Source organism: Bosea sp. NBC_00550, assembly GCF_026020075.1.
GTDB lineage: Bacteria > Pseudomonadota > Alphaproteobacteria > Rhizobiales > Beijerinckiaceae > Allobosea.
In genome coordinates, this window is the sequence record NZ_CP102772.1 from 2,812,701 (window position 1) to 2,830,921 (window position 18,221).

The window sequence follows — 18,221 nt, forward strand, 5'->3', positions numbered from 1 at the left end:
CCCGGAACCCAGAACCGATTCGCCGAAAATGGGCTTTGGCCGATCGTGCCGTGCGATCAGGCGCATCGGTTCTGGGTTCCGGGCTCTTCGCTGCGCGAAGCCCGGAATGACGCCCGAACCGTTACCCCTCAATCTGCTTCAGGCCGCCGCCTTCGTCACGGCATCGACGACATCGTCCACCGCGCGCTCGACGAGGTCGCGATCGTCGCCCTCGGCCATCACGCGGATCACCGGCTCGGTGCCCGACGGGCGGATGACGAGCCGGCCGCTCTCGCCGAGCAACTGCCTCGCCGCCTCGATCGCGCTGACCACCGCCTGCTGCTCCAGCGGCTTGCCCGCCTTGTAGCGGACATTCTTGAGGATCTGCGGCAGCGGCTCGAAGCAATGGCAGACTTCCGAGACCGGCTTGTCCATCCGCTTGACCACTGCGAGCAATTGCAGCGCCGCCACCAGCCCATCGCCGGTCGTGCCGAAATCCGAGAGGATGATGTGGCCGGATTGCTCGCCGCCAAGATTGAAGCCGTGAGTGCGCATGTGCTCCAGCACATAGCGGTCGCCGACCGCGGTGCGCGCCAGCGACAGGCCTAGCCCCGCAAGGTAGCGTTCCAGCCCGAGATTGGACATCACGGTCGCGACGATGCCGGGCGCCGACAGGCGTCCGTCCTCCAGCCATGAGCGCGCGATCACTGCCATCAGCTGGTCGCCATCGACGATGTGCCCCTGCTCGTCGATGATCAGCACGCGATCCGCGTCGCCATCCAGCGCGATGCCGATATCGGCGCGCAGCTCGCGGACCTTGGCAACGAGCGCTTCCGGATGCGTCGAGCCAACCTCGCGATTGATGTTGAAGCCATCAGGCTCGTCGCCGATGACGATGACTTCGGCGCCCAGCTCCCAGAGCGCTTCCGGCGCGACCTTGTAGCCGGCGCCGTTGGCGCAATCGAGCACGATGCGCAGGCCCTCGAGGCTCATATTGCGCGGCATGGTGCGCTTGGCGAACTCGACATAGCGCGCCGCGGCGCTGTCGATGCGCTTGGCCCGGCCCAGCCCCGCCGACGCAGCCAATCGCGGCCCGAGATCGGCATCGATCAATGCCTCGATCTCCCGCTCGACCTCGTCGTTGAGCTTGTAGCCGTCGGGGCCGAACAGCTTGATGCCGTTGTCCTCATAGGCGTTGTGCGAGGCCGAGATCATCACGCCGAGATCGGCGCGCATCGAGCGCGTCAACATGGCGACGGCCGGTGTTGGCATCGGGCCGAGCAGCATCACGTCCATGCCGACCGCGGTAAAGCCGGCGACCATGGCATATTCGATCATGTAGCCGGAAAGCCGCGTATCCTTGCCGATCACGACCCGGTGGCGATGCTCGCCGCGGCGGAAGGCGAGGCCCGTGGCCTGTCCGACCTTCAGGGCGAGGTCCGGCGTGATGACGCCGTTCGCCCGTCCGCGAATGCCGTCCGTCCCGAAATATTTGCGCGTCATTGCGATTCGTTTCCGAGGGGCTGTCGCGCCCGATTTTGCGCGTTCTATAGCCAAAAAACCTTTCCGCCTTGTCACATATTATGACGGAACATGACAGCGGCCGAAGAAGGCCTGCACGACGGAGGGCTCGTCGTTCCCGGGCGGAGCGCAGCGCAGACCCGAAAATCTCGGGAAAGATGAGGAGCAGGAGCCTTCTCGTCACGAGATGCTCGGGTCGAGCCCGAGCATGACGGAGCTGGATAAACGAAAAAGGGCGGCCTCTCGGCCGCCCTTTTTCGTTTATCCGAGTCTGCCTCAGGCCTGGGGCTGCGGCTCCATCCCGGCATCCGGCTCGCCGCGCTTGCGGCCCTTGCCGGCGCTCGGCACGGCCGAGCCGCGCGGAGCGTGCGGCGTGTCGTCGGCATCGCGCACCGGGCGCTTGCCGGCGATCAGATCGCGGATCTCCTCGCCCGTCAGCGTCTCGAACTCGAGCAGCGCCTCGGCCACCGAGACGAACTCCTCATGGTGCTCGGTCAGGATGGTCTTGGCGTCCTGATAGCCCTGATCGACCAGACGCTTGACCTCGGCATCGATCTTCTGGGCCGTCGACTCGGAGATCGACTGGCTGCGGCCCATCGACATACCCAGGAAGACCTCTTCCTGGTTGTCGCCATAGGCGACCATGCCGAGCTCGTCCGAATAGCCCATCTGCGTGACCATGGCCTTGGCCATCTTGGTCGCCTGCTGGATGTCGCCGGTGGCGCCCGAGGTCACGTTCTCGCGTCCGAAGGTCATCTCCTCCGCCACGCGCCCGCCCATGGCGACCGCAAGCTGCGAGGTGAACTCCTTGAACTTCATCGAGTAGCGGTCGCCCTCCGGCAGGAACTTGACCATGCCGAGCGCACGTCCGCGCGGAATGATCGTCGCCTTGTGGACGGGGATGCCGGCGGGAACGTAGAGGCCGACGATAGCGTGGCCCGCCTCGTGATAGGCGGTCAGCTTCTTCTCTTCCTCGGACATCGCCATGGATTTGCGCTCGGCGCCCATCATGACCTTGTCCTTGGCGTCCTCGAACTCGGCATGGGTGACCATGCGCTTGCCGCGACGCGCCGCCAGCAGGGCCGCCTCGTTGACAAGGTTCATCAGGTCGGCGCCGGAGAAGCCGGGCGTGCCGCGGGCGAGGATCTTCAGGTCGACGTCCGGCGCCATCGGCACCTTGCGGACATGGACCTTCAGGATCTTCTCGCGGCCGGCGACATCAGGGTTCGGCACGACGATCTGGCGGTCGAAACGGCCGGGGCGCAGCAGCGCCGGGTCGAGCACGTCCGGACGGTTGGTCGCGGCGATGATGATCACGCCCTCGTTCGGCTCGAAGCCGTCCATCTCGACGAGGAGCTGGTTCAGCGTCTGCTCGCGCTCGTCATTGCCGCCGCCGAGGCCGGCGCCGCGATGACGGCCGACCGCGTCGATCTCGTCGATGAAGATGATGCAGGGCGCGTTCTTCTTGGCCTGCTCGAACATGTCGCGGACGCGGCTGGCGCCGACGCCAACGAACATCTCGACGAAGTCGGAGCCCGAGATCGTGAAGAACGGCACATTGGCTTCGCCGGCGACGGCGCGGGCCGTCAGCGTCTTGCCGGTACCGGGAGGGCCGACGAGCAGCACGCCGCGCGGAATGCGCCCGCCGAGCCGCTGGAACTTCTGCGGATCGCGCAGGAACTCGACGATCTCCTGCAGGTCTTCCTTGGCCTCGTCGATGCCCGCGACATCATCGAAGGTGACGCGGCCATGCGCCTCGGTCAGCAGCTTGGCCTTCGACTTGCCGAAGCCCATCGCCCGGCCGGCGCCGTTCTGCATCTGGCGGGACATGAATATCCACAGGCCGATGAAGATCACGAAGGGCAGCGAGTTGACGAGCAGCGCCATGAACCAGGGCGTGCCCTCTGACGGAGCCCGCGCCGAAACCTGAACGCCCTTCTGGGCCATGGTCTTCAGCAGGTTCGGGTCGCCATAAGGCGCATAGGTCACGAAGCTGCGGCCATCGGAGAAGCTGCCGGAAATCTCCTGCCCGGCCACGACGACGTTCGAAACGCGCCCGGCCTCCGCCTCGTTGATCAGCTGGCTATAGGGGATTTCGTTCGTGCTCGCCCGCTGGCTTGGGCTCTGGAACAGCGTCACCAGAGCCAGCACGAGCAGGAAGATCACCACCCAGAGTGCGAAATTACGAAAATTCGGATTCATCACCAGTCCGATCGGGCCTGCCGGTCCAACCGGATAAGGCCAAGGGTTTGCTCAGGTAATCTAGGTGCGGCACACGCCCTTGCCAAGGGAAACAGATGGGGAGGCGGCACTAAGATTTCGCAGGGTGAACACCGCGTCGCCGTGGCCCTTCTCGCCGAAGGGCCAACACGCCGTCTCGGCCAAGCGCGATAATGCAGCCGGACAATGTCCGTCTGATGGCGAAACCCGCCTTCGCAGCGTCGCGCAGGGCTTGCACGCATTCTTCGAGCCGCTCGAGCCGGCCGTAGCCGTCACCACCGGCCGTGACGCCCTCTAGCGCCAGCGCCAGCACACGCAGAACGATCTCCTCCGGCTCCGTCAACAGAGCCCGGAAGTCGAGTCGCAGGCGCTGCTCGTCGGGTTCCGAATGGGGTTCCGATGGCATGCGGACCACCGCGAAGACATCCCGCGCACGTTGCGCCGCCCCCGCGTCCAGCCGCGCCATTCGCTCGGCGAGGCGCCCGAAGCGCTCGGCCGTCAGCCCGTGTTCCGCCAGCACCGGCATCGCGCCCCGCCAGCGGACGCGCTCGAAACGCGGATCGGCATTGCTCGGGTCCCGAAAGAAGGGCAGCCCCCTCGCCTCTGCAGTGGCCACCAGCCGCGCCTTTGGGACACCGAGCAGCGGGCGGGCGAGCACGATACCTTCCTTCTCGACACGGTCCCGCATCCCGACCAGACCGGATGGGCCGGAGCCATGAGCGAGCCGCATCAGCATCGTCTCGGCCTGGTCGTCGAGCGTATGGGCCGTGACCAGCACCGCCCCGCCAAGCCGCCGCGCCTCGCCCGCCAGCAACGCGTAGCGGGCGCGCCTGGCTTCGGCCTGGAGGCCACTGCCGGGCTTCGGCCCGTCCCAATGCAAAATCCTGTGCCCAATGCCGAGCCGGTCACAGAGCGATGCGACGGCAACCGCCTCCTCTGCCGATTCCGGCCGCAAGCCGTGATCGACGGTTGCGGCATGGACCTTTGGCCGGCCTGAGGCCCGCCCCCATTCGGCGAGCAGCGCCAGCAGCGCGACGGAATCAGGGCCGCCCGACACGGCGACGAGCAGTGCCGCCTGGCACGCCAGCCCCATAAAGAGTTCGCCGGCCTCGACAGGCGAGACCGGCGACATCATCGTTTCGTTCTGAGATGCCGCGCTCAAGCGCAGCCGGAGCGGCGCCGTTCGCGCGCAATGCCCTGGCGCACGGAATTGGACGCCGCAGGATAGTCGACACCGACCTTGGCATAGGTCGCACAGGCCTGGTCTTTGGCTCCGAGCCCGTTCAGCGCCATGCCGAGCTTCAGCAGGCTGTCCGGCGCCTTGGTCGCCTTCGGCGATTCCCGCGAGATCTTCAGGAACTGCTCGGCCGCCTCGCGATAGCGCTGCCGCTGGAGATAGCTCTCGCCCAGCCAGTAGGTGGCATCGACCGCCAGCCGGTCGCGCGGATAGCTCTGCAGGAACTGCCGGAAACCCATCTCCGCCTGCTCGAATTCCTTCCGCTGCAAGGAGGCAAAGGCGAGATCATAAGCTTCCTTCGCGCTCTGCGGCCCACTGGCGGCGGCGACGCTCGGTCCGCGCGGCATGGCCTGCGACAGGCCGCCTTGCGGAACTGGCCTCCCGACGCCCTGGAGGTCGAGCGGCTGGCCGGTGGCAGGGCCTCCGCCGTACTCATCCTCGATGATGCCGGCGATGCCGCCACCAAGCTGCTGCGGCGCGCCAGCCGCGCCCTGCTGCATCGTCGGATCGAAGGCGTCGCCGCGTCGCTGGCGCTGGGGCGCAGGCGCGCCGCCGGCGGGCGGCGGTGCCACAGGGGCCGGCGCAGCCCCACCGGAGCGTCCGCCGCCCTTCTCGCTCAGGCGGAAATCGACGTCCTCCTGGAACTTGCGCACCTGCTCGCTGAGGCGGCGATTCTCGAACTGGAGCTGCTCGATCTGGCCAGACATCTGGCGCAGCTGGTTTTCCAGCCGCGTGGTGCGGACCAGCAGGTCGGCGGCGTCCTGCGCCACGCCCGGCACGGCGCCGCCGAAAAGCGCCGCGGCGAGGGCGAGCGCCGTCAGCCCGGGACGGGAAAGATGACGGGCAAGGATCGAACGAAGCATCGATGAAACCGGTTTTCCGAATATGTCGCGCCTGTCTATATCACCTGCGCACCACGGCCAAAATATGAACACTTTCATGGCGCGCCCGGCCGGGAGGCGCAAGGCATCCCGGTGCATGGATGCAAATCGCCTCTGGCGCTTTGCCGGCAGCTTACTTACATTGGCTGAGCGGGGCTGCCTGGTGCGTGCGAGACAGCATTCCCCGGGCCCATACGACTCCCTAGGGAGCTGTCCCTGACCGGGTCCCTGGATCCGGACACACGGCGCCCACCTACTTCTGTAGGTGTCCCGGGATTCAAAACTCCACGGCCGAGGTGGCTCCGCAACCTTCATGACGACGATGCCCGCCGATGCGCCTGTAACGCCCTCCCCCCGGAAAGCCGCCCTTCGCGCGGCCGCGCTCGACCGGCGGGACGCGCTCGAGATCGACGACCGGCTCGAATGGGATTCCGAAATCGCCGCGCGCGTCCTCGCGCTGCCCGTCTGGGAGAGCCGCGGCCCGGTTTCCGCCTATTGGCCAATGCGGTCCGAGGCCGATCCGCGCCCGATCCTCGAAGCGTTGCATGATCGCGGCCTGCCACTCTGCCTGCCGGCCATCGTCGACAAGCACATGATCTTTCGCCGTTGGGCGCCCTATGAGCCGATCGTGCCCGGCGGTTTCGGCACGCTCGTTCCCGCTCCGGCCGAGCCCGAGGCGAAGCCCGCCATCCTGATCGTGCCGCTCGCCGCCTTCGACCGGCGCGGCTACCGCATCGGCTACGGCAAGGGCTATTACGATCGCGCCCTTGCGGAGCTTGGCCCCACCGTCAGCATCGGCATCGGCTATGGCGCGCAGGAGATCGAGGCCGTCCCCGACGAGCCTCACGACCGGCGCCTCGACTGGATCGTGACCGAACGCGAAACCATTCGCTGCGGTTGATTCCGCCGGGCTTTCGGGCCACGGAGTGGGACGGAACTGCCAATCCACAGCCCTCATCCTGAGGAGCCGTTCGCAGGAACGGCGTCTCGAAGGATGTTCCAGGAGTCTCCGGTGCCTTCTGGAGCATCCTTAGAGACGCGGCCTGCGGCCGCTCCTCAGGATGAGGGCTTGTGTGGTGGGCGATCTCACGCGTTCGGAGCCCTCTATGCGTCTGCTTTTCCTCGGTGACGTCGTCGGCCGCCCCGGCCGGATCGCAGTGCAGGAGCGCCTCCCCGCCCTGCGCGAGGCCTGGAAGCTCGACTGCGTCGTCATCAACGGCGAGAACTCCGCCGGCGGCTTTGGCATCACCGAGGCGATCTGCGACGAGATCCTGGCAGCCGGCGCCGATGTCGTCACCCTCGGCAACCATTCCTGGGATCAGCGCGAGGCCCTGGTCTTCATCACCAGGCAGGACAGGTTGATCCGCCCGGCGAACTATCCGCCCGGCACGCCCGGCCGCGGCGCGACCGTTATCGAGGCCCGCAACGGCGCCCGCGTCCTCGTCGTCAACGTCATGGGCCGCCTCTTCATGGATCCGCTCGACGATCCCTTTGCCGCGGTCGAGCGCGAGCTCGCCGCCTGCCCGCTCGGCGAAGTCGCGGATGCCGTCATCGTCGACGTCCATGCCGAGGCGACCAGCGAAAAGCAGGCCATGGCCTATTTCCTCGATGGCCGGGCCAGCCTCGTGGTCGGCACGCATACCCATGCCCCGACATCCGACACCCGCATCCTCCCGGCCGGCACCGCCTACCAGTCGGATGCCGGCATGTGCGGGGACTATGATTCCGTGCTCGGCATGCAGAAGGACGAGCCGGTGCGCCGCTTCCTGCAGAAGGTACCTGGCGCAAGGCTGGAGCCGGCAACCGGCGAAGGCACGCTGTCGGGCGTCGCCGTCGAGATCGACGATGCGACGGGGCTGGCGACGGCGGTCTGGGCGGTGCGGGTCGGCCCGCATCTCAGCGAGGCCCTGCCCGGCTGGGCGCAAGCCTGACGAGGTCGGCCGACGGCTCTGAAGCACGCCGGTTTGACACGGAACCACGCCGTCATTCCGGGCGGGCTGAAGGCCCGAGCCCGGAACCCATGAACACCAGCCCATCGAAAGACGCGATCCAACGAGGCTTCTCGTACGATCCAGTGTTCATGGGTTCCGGGCTCTTCGCTGACGCGAAGCCCCGGAATGACGTTGTGGTCCCAGTCAAGCCCGGCAGGCTCTAAACCGCGCGGTTCTGCCGGATCAGATCGTCGAAGGCGTGGTTCAGGCTCTCCGCCTGGCGGGACAGCGTTCCGGCCACGTCGAGCACGTCATGCACCGCCTTTCCGGCCTGCTGCGCGCTGTCGCTCAACTGCACGATGGTTTCGGCGTTCTCCTGCGTGCCCATCGCCGCCTGATCGGCGCTGCGGGCGATCTCCTGCGTCGCGGCGCGCTGCTCGTCGATGCTGGCCGCGACCGCACCCGCGATCCCGTTCACCTGGCTGGCGAAGGCGACGATGCTCTCGATCGCGGCGACCGCCTCGCGCGTCGCAGCCTGCATGGCCGGGACCTGGGCCGCGATCTCGTCAGTGGCCTTGGCGGTGCGCGCCGAAAGCTGCTTCACCTCGGTTGCGACGACGGCGAAGCCGCGGCCCGTCTCGCCGGCACGCGCCGCCTCGATCGTGGCGTTGAGCGCCAGCAGGTTGGTCTGGCTGGCGATCGTCTGGATCATCTCCACGACCGAACCGATCGTCTCCGCCGAATGTGCCAGGCTTTTGACGATGGCGTCGGTCTTCTGGGCCGCGGCATGGGCCTCATGCGCAATCGTCGATGCCCGCACGACCTCTGCCGCGACATGGTCGAGCGAAATCGACAATTCGTTCGTTGCAGTCGCGACATTGCTGACGTTGTCGGAGGCGCTCTCCGCCGCCCCAACGGCGCGCTCGGCCTGGGCGCTGGTTTCCCCCACCACGTTCTCGACCGATGCCGCGAGCCGCCCGACCTTGCCGGCGCTGGCGTTCACCGCGCTCACCACCTCCCGGACGGTGATCTCGAACGTCTCGATCTGTTGGCGCGTGCGGTCGCGGCTTTCCTGCTGAACGACGGCGTAGGTTTCCAGCAGCAATTCGAGATCGAGCTGCGTCGCCTTGGACAACGCCGTTCGCATCGCGATGCGCCGGTCGAGCTTGCGCCTCTGCCAAAAGCTCGACAGCCCCATCATGCTCCGGCGGTCGAGCCCGAGTTCCACGATGATGGCGTTCGAGACGATCGCGTGGCAGATCACCACGGCATAGATCGGCACGCCGCGATCGTGAAAGACGGTCGCCAGGCCGCGTGCCGACTCGGTGTAGCCCTCGCCCAGATTCCCCGACGCAAGCTTTATCCAGTGCGCGAGCCGCCGCTCATGCACGTCGGGCCTGCGCAGGGCCTGCGCGATCTCGGGCCAGGGCGCGAATTGCGCGTGCAGTTCCTCCAGCAGCTTCGGCAGCCGATCGCGCGCAAAGCCGGCCAGCGAACCGAGAAGTTCGATATCTTCGTTGAAGATCCGGAACGCCTGGAAGCGGTGCTCCTGCGCGGCGATGGAGTTGGATGTCACGACGTCACGGTGGCTGGAGAAGGCAGCGGCAGGAATTCACCGCGGGGCGCCGGCATAATGCTCATCTATGGCAAAGAATGGCTTAACGGCGGCTTCGCCGCCGTTTCTCGGCCGGAAGCCCAGCGGACGCTTGCCTGCCACGGAAGCCCGCGCCTATAAGGCCGTTCCATTCGCCTCCGGCCCGCGCCGGCGGGCGATGTTCCCATGGTTCCATCTTCTCAGAGGGCAAAGAGTCCCCATGGCCGGCCATTCACAGTTCAAGAACATCATGCACCGCAAGGGCAAGCAGGACGCGGTGCGCTCCAAGCTGTTCTCGAAACTGGCCCGCGAAATAACCGTGGCCGCCAAGATGGGCATGCCCGACATCAACATGAATCCGCGCCTGCGCATGGCCGTTCTCGCCGCCCGCGCCGAGAACATGCCGAAGGACAACATCCAGCGCGCCATCAACAAGGCGGCCGGCGGCGAAGGCGACAATTACGATGAGGTCCGCTACGAGGGCTATGGTCCCGGCGGCGCCGCCGTCATCGTCGAGGCGCTCACCGACAACCGCAACCGCACCGCCTCGGCCGTCCGCTCCTACTTCACCAAGGCGGGCGGCGCGCTCGGCGAGAGCAACTCCGTCTCCTTCATGTTCAACCGCGTCGGCGAGATCACCTATCCGCCGGAGGCCGGCGATGCCGACAAGATCATGGACGCCGCGATCGAGGCCGGCGCCGACGACGTGATCTCGGACGAGAACGGCCACACCATCCTCTGCGCCTTCGACAGCCTGAACGAGGTCTCCAAGGCCCTCGAAGCCGCGCTCGGCGCCCCGGCCTCGGCCAAGCCCGTCTGGCGGCCGACCACGACGGCCCCGCTCGACGAGGACAAGGCCGCCTCGATGATGCGGCTGATGGAAGCGCTCGACAATGACGACGACGTCCAGAACGTCTTCGCCAACTTCGAGATCGCCGACGACATCATGGCGAAGCTCAGCGCCTGATTTCAGCCTGCGTCATTCTCGGGCTTGACCCGAGAATCTCTTGCCAGACGAGGCTCCCGCACCTCCTCGTCATGAGATGCTCGGATCAAGCCCGAGCATTGTCTGTTTGTGATGGGGTATTGAGGTTTTGTTCCGCGTGAGCGGGATGTCTGGTCCGGCTGGCCGGCCGGACCAGACCCGACTCGTCGACCGTCCCGAGCCAGGGCTTTCGCCCGTCGTCATCGAGGTTGCGGGTCGCTTCCTTGTCACGCTTGGTGAGTTGCCAGGGCCTCTTCGCATGAGCCGAACGCCCGCAGACAATCACAAGCCCTTCGAGGATAGCTCCCGATGCCGGTTTGCACCACGGTCCCTGAACCCTCCCGTTTCCTCGGCTGTGATGTCGGCAAGGCCGGGATCGTCGTCTTCGACAGCCGCGGCGACACCCTCGGCAGTCTCCCTAACGAGGCTTCGGCCCTGGCAGCCTTCGCAGCCGGGCTCGGCCCGGACTGCCTCGTCGTCTGCGAGGCGACGGGCGGCTATGAGGACGCCCTGCTGGCGGCGCTCGTCTCAGCCGGCTGCCCGGCCCATCGCGCCGATGCCCGCAAGGTCAAGGCCTTCATCCGCTCCTATGGGACGCTCGGGAAGAGCGATGCGCTCGATGCCAGGGCGCTTGCCCGCTACGGCGCCGAGCGCCACGCTCGGCTGATCCGCTGGCAGGCGCCCGCCCCGGCACGCGAGCGCCTCCAGGTCCTGGTGCGGACCAGAGCCGATCTCGTCGCCCAGAGAACGGCCTGCACCAACCGGCTCAACGCTCCCGGCATCGAACCGGTCAAAGCCCCGCTCCAGGCCCTGCACGACTGCCTCAAAGCCCAGATCGCCGCCCTGGCGCAAACCATCGCCGAGACCCTGCGCACCATCGCCCGCACCGACAGAAGCGAGCAGGCCTTGCGCTCCATCCGCGGCATCGGAACGACCACCGCCGCCACCCTCATCGCACTCATGCCCGAGCTCGGACGCATCAGCCGGCGCCAGGCCGCCGCACTCGCAGGCCTGGCTCCTCATCCAAACCAGAGCGGCAGTCGAGACGCCTACCGCCCAACCAGAGGCGGCAGGGCCGAAATCAAGGCCGCCCTGTTCATGCCCGCAATGGCCGCCGCAAGGCACGACCCCGCCATGCGCGACGCCTACACACGCCTCATCGCAAACGGAAAAAAGCCAATCGTCGCTCTCACCGCAATCATGCGACGCATCATCGTCATCGCAAATGCCCGCGTCAGAGACCAAAACAAACTGAGTTGATGACGGTCCTCGACTACCGCCCGATCACCACGTCCCAGAGCGGCAGGCTGATCAGCGCGCTCAAGAAGATCACCAGATAGGCGCCGCGCCGGAAGTTCCGCTCAGAAGCGAGCCGGAAGCCGTGCGTGCCGGCCCAGAGCCCGACGCCGTAGACCGCGAAGAGCGGCACCGCCATCAGCAACGCGCCGCCGGTCAGGATGCCCTTCCACCACAGAACGGTGCCGCTGATCAGCGTCGAGACGCCGAAGAAGGTCTGCATGTTGGCCCGCGTCTTGTGCCGGTCGTTGCGCTGCGCACCGAGCCAGAACACCGCGAGCGGCATGCCGCCGATCGAGGCCATGCCGTTGAACAGCCCCGACAGCGCGCCGACACCGAGCGATAGCGGGATCGTCGGGCGCCCGTGATAGCGCCAGCCCGAGGCCATGAGGCCGACGGCGAGAAGCACCAGCAGGGCGAGGAGCCAGCGCATCGTCTCGCGGTCGAGCCAGATCAGCAGCCAGATCCCGGCCGGCAACGCCAATGTCGCCGTCAGCAGCAGCGGCAGAATCTCGCTCCACTCGGCATTCTTGGAACTGCGCGCCGCGATCGGCAGAGCGAAGGGCAGGTCGATGAACCAGATCAGCCCCAGCGCCGCCACCGGCCCGAGCACCATCGAGGCCAGCGGCATGAACACCATCGCGAAGCCGAAGCCGGTGAAGCCGCGCACCAGCCCGCCGAGCAGGGTAGCGGCCAGCAGGACGGCGATGCCGTCGGCCGTCAGGCCGGGCATGAAGGAGGCAAGGCTGAAAGGCATGGCATCGGCGCGAGAGGATAATTCTCTGGCGAACATGCCTGCCGGCCTCCGGCAAGAACAGCTTTCCTTTTTGATGGGATCGATGAGGAGAATTCATCTCCACTCAAGTTCCGCATGGGACAAGTCCGAAACACCCGCTAGTTTGGGCGTGTCATGGCACCCGCGATTCGCATCCTCGGTCTCGATCCCGGCCTCCGGAAGACCGGCTGGGGCATCGTCGTCTCCGAGGGCAGCAAGCTCTCCTTCGTCGCCTGCGGCTGCATCGAGAGCGACGGCGATCTGTCCCTCGGCGAGCGCCTGCGGCAGCTGCATGAGGGCCTGCACCAGGTCATCGTCGCGCACAGTCCGCATGAGGCCGCGGTCGAGGAGACCTTCATCAATCGCGATCCGCAATCGGCGCTGAAGCTCGGCCAGGCCCGCGGCATCGCGCTGGTCGTGCCCGCGCTCGCGGGCCTCAGCGTCGCCGAATACGCCGCCAACCTCGTCAAGAAGACCGTGGTCGGCGTCGGCCACGCCGACAAGAAGCAGGTGCAGGCGATGATCCGCGTGCTGCTGCCCAAGGCCGAGACCAGATCCGCCGACGCGGCGGACGCGCTCGCGGTCGCGATCTGCCATGCCCAGCATCGCGGCATCAAAGCGCTCGTCGCGCAGATGCGCGCGGCGGGTTGAACGTGACCGTTGGGGGACGGCAACCATGATCGGCAAGCTCAAGGGCCTGATCGATTCCTACGGCGAGGACCACGTCATCATCGACGTGCAGGGCGTCGGCTATGTCGTGCAGTGCTCGGCGCGCACGCTGCAGCGCCTGCCCAAGCCCGGCGAGGCGGCAGCGCTCTCGATCGAGACCCATGTCCGCGAGGATGCGATCCGCCTCTACGGCTTCATGTCCGATATCGAGCGCGACTGGTTCCGGCTGATGCAGGTGGTGCAGGGCGTCGGCGCCAAGGTCGCACTCGCCATCCTCTCGACGCTCGATCCAGGCAGCCTCGCCACCGCCATCGCCACCAACGACAAGGCCGCGATCGCGCGCGCGCCCGGCGTCGGCCCCAAGCTCGCCCAGCGCCTCTGCGCCGAGCTCAAGGACAAGGCACCGGCCTTCGGCCATATCGACCCCGGCATCGTCCAGCTCTCCGGCGCGCTCGAAGACAGGAAGCTGCCGCAGCCGATCGCCGACGCGGTCTCGGCGCTCGCCAATCTCGGCTATCCTCAGGCACAGGCCATCGCGGCGGTCGCGGCTGCCGCCAAGGCGGCCGGCGACGGCGCGGGCACGGCCCAGCTCATCAAGCTGGGCCTGAAGGAACTGGCGAAGTGAGCGCGCCCGAAGAGCTGGACCTGCGCATCGTCACCGACAAGCGCGAGCTCCTGCGGATCATGCTGGCGAGCTGGGGCTCGCACAGCATGATGATCGGCCTGCACGTCTACGACGTCGCCGAGATCGACGCGCTCGGCCTGTTCGAGCCTGACGGCACGACGGCCGCGCTGGCGAGCTGGACGGTCAGGGGCGACACCGCCTATCTCTGCGCGCTCCACTCGCTGAAAACCGGCGAAGGCGTGGCGATCCGCATGCTCGACGCCGTCATCTTCTCGGCGCGCAAGGCCGGCGCCAAGAGGCTCAAGGCGATGCTGACCAACGACAACATGCCAGGCATGACCTTCTATCAGCGCCGCGGCTTTCGCCTCTCGGGGCTTTATCTCGAAGCCATCGACGCCTATCGCTCGGTCGTGCCGACCATCATCAAGACGGGATACATGGACATTCCGATCCACGACGCCCTCGAACTGGAGATCGCGCTGTGAGCGAGCCGAAACGCTCCGGGCTGATGACGGCCGAACGCCGCGAGGACGACAGCGAAACCTCGCTGCGCCCGCTTTCGCTCGCCGATTTCACCGGCCAGGCCGCGGCGCGCGCGAATCTCCAGGTCTTCATCAACGCCGCCAAAAGCCGTGGCGACGCGCTCGACCATGTCCTATTCGTCGGCCCGCCTGGTCTCGGCAAGACGACGCTGGCGCAGATCGTGGCGCGCGAGCTCGGCGTCAATTTCCGCTCGACCTCCGGGCCGGTGATCGCCAAGGCCGGCGATCTCGCCGCCCAGCTCACCAATCTGGAAGAGCGCGACGTGCTCTTCATCGACGAGATCCACCGGCTCAACCCGGCGGTCGAGGAAATCCTCTATCCGGCGATGGAGGACTACCAGCTCGACCTCATCATCGGCGAAGGCCCGGCGGCGCGCTCGGTCAAGATCGACCTGCCGAAATTCACCCTCGTCGGCGCCACCACCCGCGCTGGCCTGCTGACGACGCCGCTGCGCGACCGTTTCGGCATCCCTATCCGCCTGCAGTTCTACACGGTCGAGGAATTGCAGGGCATCGTCGCCCGCGGCGCCCGCGTATTGGGCGTGCCGATGTCCGACGATGGCGCCAACGAGATCGCCAAGCGTTCCCGGGGTACACCGCGCATCGCCGGCCGGCTGCTGCGCCGCGTGCGCGACTTCGCCATCGTCGACGGCGACCCGATCGTCACCCGAAAGGTCGCCGACAAGGCGCTCTCCCTGCTCGACGTCGATGCGATCGGCCTCGACCAGATGGACCGACGCTACCTCACCACGGTCGCGATCAATTTCGGCGGCGGCCCGGTCGGGATCGAGACCATCGCCGCCTCGCTCTCCGAGCCGCGCGACGCGATCGAGGAGATCATCGAGCCCTTCCTGCTCCAGCAGGGCTTCATCCAGCGCACCCCTCGCGGACGCCTGCTGACGCCGCACGCCTTCCGCCATCTCGGCATGCCCGAGCCGTCGCGCGAGACAGCGCAGTTCGGCCTGTTCGGGGACGAAGAGAGCGAGGCATGATCGCGGCCTTCCGCCAGCTTGCGCTCGCGCTCGCTTTGACCGGGCTCACCGCCCTGCTGGCGATCGCGGCCCGCGCGGCCGAGGCAACGCCGGACCGGCCGGTGAAGGACGCCTATGCCATCACCATCAAGACGCTCGCGGCTTCCGGCGAGCCGCCCTGGCGCCCGCCGCATCGCGACAGACTCCTCAGCAAGAGCCTCGCCGCTCTCTTCGCCCGAGACGATCTCTATCAGGACGAAAGCGGCGAGATGGGTCAGATCGGCGCCGATCCCTTCATCAATGGCCAGGATGGCGAGGTGAAGAACCTGCATGTCGCCGTCACCGAGAAGCCGGCGAACGGCAAGGCACAGGTCACCGCCACCTTCCGCAGCTTCAAGCAGCCGGTCACCGTGCGGTTCCGCATGGTTGAGGAAGACGGCGGGTGGCGCATCGACGACATCGTCAACCGCTTCGAGGGCAAGGATTATTCGATCCGCGACGAGCTCTCGAAGCCCTATGACTGCGGCTCCTTCATGAACAAGCCCTGCAAGCGCTGAGCGCTCGCAGGGCCTGAGGCAGCCGCGCCCCCGGAACGCGCCGATGGATCAGCCGCTACGGCGAGCCATCTTCGCGCGCATCATCGCGGGACGGGCGCCAGCATCCTTGAGGGCGCCCGACTTGACGGCCTTCGGATTCTCGACCGGCTGCATGCCCTTGCCGGCGGTCCGGCTCCTTGGCCGTTCCACGGCATTCTGACGCTGCTTCAGCGCCAGTGCCTTGCGCGCGAGGCTGCGCTGGCTGGGCGCCCTTTCCTTCTCGGCGCGGCGCGTGCGCTCGGCGCCGACGCGCTTCAAGGCTGCCGTCAGCGCGTCGGCCTTGGCCTTGGTGCCGCTGTTGTCGCTGGCCGGCTTCGCACCTTTGGGCTCGGCCTTGCCGCGCATCTCGCGCTTCTGGCGACGCGCGCCGTCGCGCGCCTTGTCGCGGCGCTCGCGCAACTGGGTGGCGAGCTCGCGCAGGTCGTCCGCCGGCAGCGAGCCGATCGCGCCGCGCTGGGTGCGGGCGACGAGGTCGAGCTCGGTCTTGTCGAGCAGCCGCGCCGTCGCCTTTGTCGATTGGGCCATCATGTCCTCCCTTGCAGTTGGCTACGCAACGGCCAACGCCCGTCTTCACGGCTGGGTTCCGGGTGCGATCGTCGCAGCCTCCCGTCCGGCCAGGCCGTTCCGCTGGCGCGCGCGATGGTCTATGCCGTGGCCGACCGATGGATAACGGCCGGAGCGAGATGAGCAGGACCCACCGCATCGACATTCGTGTCTACTACGAGGACACGGATTTTTCCGGCGTCGTCTACCACGCCTCCTATCTGCGCTTCATGGAGCGCGGGCGCACCGAGCTGATCCGCGCGCTCGGCATCGAGCAGCGCGAGCTTTTCGACGGCGAGACCGCGCTCGGCTTCGCGGTGCGCAAGATGACGATCGATTTCCTCCGCCCTGCCGTGATGGACGATCTGCTGACCGTCGAGACCCGCTCGGTCGAAGCCCGCGGGGCGACCATGGATCTGGAGCAGCGCGTGCTGCGCGGCGAGGAGGTGTTGATCGCGGCCGCGGTCAAGGTCGCCTGCGTCGGCGCCGGCCGGGCACGGCGTATCCCCGACGAGCTGCGCAAGCGGCTGATGCTCGACGAATGACGATATCGCGCATGCCCATCGACGCGCCGGCCGCCCATATGTTAGCGCTCCTTACATGAGCTGGAAGCGCGACCGACCCGAAACGCCCCGCGGCTATCACCACGGCAACCTCAAGGAGGAGCTGGTGCGGGCTGCGCTCGGGTTGATCGGCGAGAAGGGGCCGAACGGCTTCACCTTCGCCGAGGCGGCGCGCTTGGCCGGCGTCAGCCCCGCCGCGCCCTATCGCCATTTCCGGGACCGCGACGAATTACTGGCCGATGTTGCGACTCGCGGGTTCCAGGCGTTCGAGGCCGCCCTCGCCCGCGCCTGGGACCAGGGCAAGCCCGATCCCGAGACCGCCTTCCACCGGCTGGGCCGCGCCTATCTCGCCTTCGCCCATGACGAGCCGGCCTATTATTCGGCCATGTTCGAGGCCGGCGTGCCGCTCGATGCCAGCGCGGAGCTGCGCGCGGCGGCCGATCGCGCCTTCGCCGGGCTGCGCCAGGCGGCGGAGGCCCTGATCGCGCAATTGCCGCAGGGCAAGCGCCCGCCGGCCCTGATGATGGCACTGCATGTCTGGGCGATGTCGCACGGCGTCGCCGCCCTGTTCGGCCGGGCCGATGGCGGCCGTCGCCCTCTGCCGATGTCGGCGGCCGAGCTGCTCGAGGCCGGCATGCTGATCTATCTCCAGGGCCTCGGCATCGGCCCCAAGGGCGCGGCGAAGCCCGACTGAAGCAATTCCGGGCGGCAGGCTTCTTGACAATCGGCGCAGCTGGATCCATTTATGTAAATGTGATTTACATTCACGATCATTAGAGTGAGGGAGCAATGCCGATCGTCGCCAAGCTTGACGAATATGGGAAGGGTGCCTGGATCGCCTTCGCGGTTCTCGGCTTCATCGTGTTCTGGCCCTTGGGTCTGGCGACCCTGGCCTTTCTGTTCTGGAGTGGACGCATGGGTTGTGGTTACGCAGGAGACCGGTACGAGCACCGGATGAGCCGTCTTCAGGGCAAGATGGACCGGCTGCGCGAGCGCATGGCCGGCCGCGAAGGCGGCTTCGGAAGCGGCTTCGGCGGCTGGGGCCGCGGCGGCCCCTCCAGCGGCAACCGCGCCTTCGACGAGTACCGTGCCGAGACGCTGCGCCGCCTCGAAGAGGAACAGCGCGAGTTCCACGACTTCCTGGACCGGCTGCGCATGGCTCGCGACAAGTCCGAGTTCGACCAGTTCATGGCCGACCGCCGCAATCAGCCGCCGGCGAATCCTCCGGCGCAGCCCGACGCCGCCTGACGCCTGCTACGGCAGATGCAGATGAGAGCCCGCTCCGGTCTGCCG

General features: G+C 67.3%; 19 protein-coding genes and 1 other RNA gene. 13 read left to right on the forward strand and 7 right to left on the reverse strand.

The window, feature by feature from the left end:
• Positions 1 to 138 precede the first annotated feature (138 nt).
• The 4 genes from glmM to ybgF all read right to left on the reverse strand — a co-directional run bounded on the left by glmM (position 139) and on the right by ybgF (position 5,820).
• The gene (gene glmM, locus NWE53_RS13500) at positions 139 to 1,482 is read right to left on the reverse strand and encodes a phosphoglucosamine mutase (RefSeq protein ID WP_265054763.1); all 1,344 of its coding nucleotides are present in this window, start codon (positions 1,480 to 1,482) and stop codon (positions 139 to 141) included.
• Between the two features lie 294 nt (positions 1,483 to 1,776).
• Positions 1,777 to 3,702 (reverse strand): ATP-dependent zinc metalloprotease FtsH, encoded by a 1,926-nt coding sequence (gene ftsH / locus NWE53_RS13505; protein WP_265054764.1) that lies wholly within the window; start codon positions 3,700 to 3,702, stop codon positions 1,777 to 1,779.
• Between the two features lie 109 nt (positions 3,703 to 3,811).
• Positions 3,812 to 4,852, reverse strand: a complete 1,041-nt coding sequence (gene tilS, locus NWE53_RS13510; RefSeq protein ID WP_265054765.1) for a tRNA lysidine(34) synthetase TilS — start codon at positions 4,850 to 4,852, stop codon at positions 3,812 to 3,814.
• Between the two features lie 26 nt (positions 4,853 to 4,878).
• Positions 4,879 to 5,820, reverse strand: coding sequence for a tol-pal system protein YbgF (gene ybgF / locus NWE53_RS13515; protein WP_265054766.1), 942 nt, complete (start codon positions 5,818 to 5,820; stop codon positions 4,879 to 4,881).
• 168 nt (positions 5,821 to 5,988) lie between these two features.
• Here ybgF and ssrS point away from each other — a divergent pair.
• From ssrS to NWE53_RS13530, 3 genes are all read left to right on the forward strand, one after another.
• Positions 5,989 to 6,145: non-coding RNA, 6S RNA (gene ssrS, locus NWE53_RS13520), on the forward strand.
• A 6-nt stretch (positions 6,146 to 6,151) separates the two neighbouring features.
• Positions 6,152 to 6,739 carry a 5-formyltetrahydrofolate cyclo-ligase gene (locus NWE53_RS13525; protein ID WP_265054767.1) on the forward strand — a complete coding sequence of 196 codons (588 nt, stop codon included), beginning with the start codon at positions 6,152 to 6,154 and terminating at the stop codon, positions 6,737 to 6,739.
• A gap of 205 nt (positions 6,740 to 6,944) precedes the next feature.
• On the forward strand, positions 6,945 to 7,769 hold the full coding sequence (locus tag NWE53_RS13530) for a TIGR00282 family metallophosphoesterase (RefSeq protein ID WP_265054768.1): 825 nt from the start codon (positions 6,945 to 6,947) through the stop codon (positions 7,767 to 7,769).
• Positions 7,770 to 7,989: 220 nt separating this feature from the next.
• On the opposite strand, the gene NWE53_RS13535 is transcribed toward NWE53_RS13530, so the two are convergent.
• The gene (locus tag NWE53_RS13535) at positions 7,990 to 9,345 is read right to left on the reverse strand and encodes a globin-coupled sensor protein (protein WP_265054769.1); all 1,356 of its coding nucleotides are present in this window, start codon (positions 9,343 to 9,345) and stop codon (positions 7,990 to 7,992) included.
• A 238-nt stretch (positions 9,346 to 9,583) separates the two neighbouring features.
• Here NWE53_RS13535 and NWE53_RS13540 point away from each other — a divergent pair, with 238 nt between their 5' ends.
• Together NWE53_RS13540 and NWE53_RS13545 are read left to right on the forward strand one after the other, a co-directional pair.
• Positions 9,584 to 10,330 carry a YebC/PmpR family DNA-binding transcriptional regulator gene (locus NWE53_RS13540; protein ID WP_265054770.1) on the forward strand — a complete coding sequence of 249 codons (747 nt, stop codon included), beginning with the start codon at positions 9,584 to 9,586 and terminating at the stop codon, positions 10,328 to 10,330.
• A gap of 327 nt (positions 10,331 to 10,657) precedes the next feature.
• Complete coding sequence (locus tag NWE53_RS13545) at positions 10,658 to 11,608, forward strand: IS110 family RNA-guided transposase (protein WP_265050007.1); 951 nt, start codon at positions 10,658 to 10,660, stop codon at positions 11,606 to 11,608.
• A gap of 13 nt (positions 11,609 to 11,621) precedes the next feature.
• Here the strand turns inward: NWE53_RS13545 and NWE53_RS13550 are convergent, their stop codons facing one another.
• A complete protein-coding gene (locus tag NWE53_RS13550) occupies positions 11,622 to 12,401 on the reverse strand; it encodes a sulfite exporter TauE/SafE family protein (protein WP_265054771.1) in 780 nt (259 codons plus the stop codon).
• A 153-nt stretch (positions 12,402 to 12,554) separates the two neighbouring features.
• Here NWE53_RS13550 and ruvC point away from each other — a divergent pair, with 153 nt between their 5' ends.
• From ruvC to NWE53_RS13575, 5 genes are read left to right on the forward strand one after another with little or no spacing between them, the layout of a single operon-like run.
• Entirely contained in the window at positions 12,555 to 13,070 is a 516-nt protein-coding gene (ruvC, locus tag NWE53_RS13555; RefSeq protein WP_265054772.1) for a crossover junction endodeoxyribonuclease RuvC, read from the forward strand.
• 25 nt (positions 13,071 to 13,095) lie between these two features.
• Entirely contained in the window at positions 13,096 to 13,713 is a 618-nt protein-coding gene (gene ruvA / locus NWE53_RS13560; RefSeq protein WP_265054773.1) for a Holliday junction branch migration protein RuvA, read from the forward strand.
• On the forward strand, positions 13,710 to 14,198 hold the full coding sequence (locus NWE53_RS13565; protein WP_265054774.1) for a GNAT family N-acetyltransferase: 489 nt from the start codon (positions 13,710 to 13,712) through the stop codon (positions 14,196 to 14,198). Before ruvA ends, NWE53_RS13565 begins: the two co-directional genes overlap by 4 nt.
• A 23-nt stretch (positions 14,199 to 14,221) precedes the next feature.
• Positions 14,222 to 15,247 (forward strand): Holliday junction branch migration DNA helicase RuvB, encoded by a 1,026-nt coding sequence (gene ruvB / locus NWE53_RS13570; protein WP_265054906.1) that lies wholly within the window; start codon positions 14,222 to 14,224, stop codon positions 15,245 to 15,247.
• Complete coding sequence (locus NWE53_RS13575) at positions 15,244 to 15,783, forward strand: YbjP/YqhG family protein (RefSeq protein WP_265054775.1); 540 nt, start codon at positions 15,244 to 15,246, stop codon at positions 15,781 to 15,783. Before ruvB ends, NWE53_RS13575 begins: the two co-directional genes overlap by 4 nt.
• A 48-nt stretch (positions 15,784 to 15,831) precedes the next feature.
• Here the strand turns inward: NWE53_RS13575 and NWE53_RS13580 are convergent, their stop codons facing one another.
• Complete coding sequence (locus NWE53_RS13580) at positions 15,832 to 16,347, reverse strand: hypothetical protein (RefSeq protein ID WP_265054776.1); 516 nt, start codon at positions 16,345 to 16,347, stop codon at positions 15,832 to 15,834.
• A gap of 158 nt (positions 16,348 to 16,505) precedes the next feature.
• On the opposite strand from NWE53_RS13580, the gene ybgC reads away from it, so the two are divergent.
• The 3 genes from ybgC to NWE53_RS13595 all read left to right on the forward strand — a co-directional run bounded on the left by ybgC (position 16,506) and on the right by NWE53_RS13595 (position 18,176).
• Positions 16,506 to 16,910 carry a tol-pal system-associated acyl-CoA thioesterase gene (gene ybgC, locus NWE53_RS13585; protein ID WP_320109573.1) on the forward strand — a complete coding sequence of 135 codons (405 nt, stop codon included), beginning with the start codon at positions 16,506 to 16,508 and terminating at the stop codon, positions 16,908 to 16,910.
• Positions 16,911 to 16,965: 55 nt separating this feature from the next.
• Entirely contained in the window at positions 16,966 to 17,622 is a 657-nt protein-coding gene (locus tag NWE53_RS13590) for a TetR/AcrR family transcriptional regulator (RefSeq protein WP_265054777.1), read from the forward strand.
• Positions 17,623 to 17,717: 95 nt separating this feature from the next.
• A complete protein-coding gene (locus NWE53_RS13595; RefSeq protein WP_265054778.1) occupies positions 17,718 to 18,176 on the forward strand; it encodes a DUF2852 domain-containing protein in 459 nt (152 codons plus the stop codon).
• Positions 18,177 to 18,221: the final 45 nt, after the last annotated feature.

Excerpts from the sequence above, each read along its gene's own strand:
- tilS (WP_265054765.1), bottom strand. The coding sequence starts at position 4,852 with ATGTCGCCGGTCTCGCCTGTCGAGGCCGGCGAACTCTTTATGGGGCTG.
- ftsH (WP_265054764.1), bottom strand. The coding sequence starts at position 3,702 with ATGAATCCGAATTTTCGTAATTTCGCACTCTGGGTGGTGATCTTCCTG.
- NWE53_RS13580 (WP_265054776.1), bottom strand. The coding sequence starts at position 16,347 with ATGGCCCAATCGACAAAGGCGACGGCGCGGCTGCTCGACAAGACCGAG.
- NWE53_RS13575 (WP_265054775.1), top strand. The coding sequence starts at position 15,244 with ATGATCGCGGCCTTCCGCCAGCTTGCGCTCGCGCTCGCTTTGACCGGG.
- NWE53_RS13590 (WP_265054777.1), top strand. The coding sequence starts at position 16,966 with ATGAGCTGGAAGCGCGACCGACCCGAAACGCCCCGCGGCTATCACCAC.
- NWE53_RS13550 (WP_265054771.1), bottom strand. The coding sequence starts at position 12,401 with ATGCCTTTCAGCCTTGCCTCCTTCATGCCCGGCCTGACGGCCGACGGC.
- ruvA (WP_265054773.1), top strand. The coding sequence starts at position 13,096 with ATGATCGGCAAGCTCAAGGGCCTGATCGATTCCTACGGCGAGGACCAC.
- NWE53_RS13540 (WP_265054770.1), top strand. The coding sequence starts at position 9,584 with ATGGCCGGCCATTCACAGTTCAAGAACATCATGCACCGCAAGGGCAAG.
- ybgC (WP_320109573.1), top strand. The coding sequence starts at position 16,506 with ATGAGCAGGACCCACCGCATCGACATTCGTGTCTACTACGAGGACACG.
- NWE53_RS13595 (WP_265054778.1), top strand. The coding sequence starts at position 17,718 with ATGCCGATCGTCGCCAAGCTTGACGAATATGGGAAGGGTGCCTGGATC.
- glmM (WP_265054763.1), bottom strand. The coding sequence starts at position 1,482 with ATGACGCGCAAATATTTCGGGACGGACGGCATTCGCGGACGGGCGAAC.
- ruvB (WP_265054906.1), top strand. The coding sequence starts at position 14,222 with ATGACGGCCGAACGCCGCGAGGACGACAGCGAAACCTCGCTGCGCCCG.
- ruvC (WP_265054772.1), top strand. The coding sequence starts at position 12,555 with ATGGCACCCGCGATTCGCATCCTCGGTCTCGATCCCGGCCTCCGGAAG.
- ybgF (WP_265054766.1), bottom strand. The coding sequence starts at position 5,820 with ATGCTTCGTTCGATCCTTGCCCGTCATCTTTCCCGTCCCGGGCTGACG.
- NWE53_RS13545 (WP_265050007.1), top strand. The coding sequence starts at position 10,658 with ATGCCGGTTTGCACCACGGTCCCTGAACCCTCCCGTTTCCTCGGCTGT.
- NWE53_RS13530 (WP_265054768.1), top strand. The coding sequence starts at position 6,945 with ATGCGTCTGCTTTTCCTCGGTGACGTCGTCGGCCGCCCCGGCCGGATC.
- NWE53_RS13525 (WP_265054767.1), top strand. The coding sequence starts at position 6,152 with ATGACGACGATGCCCGCCGATGCGCCTGTAACGCCCTCCCCCCGGAAA.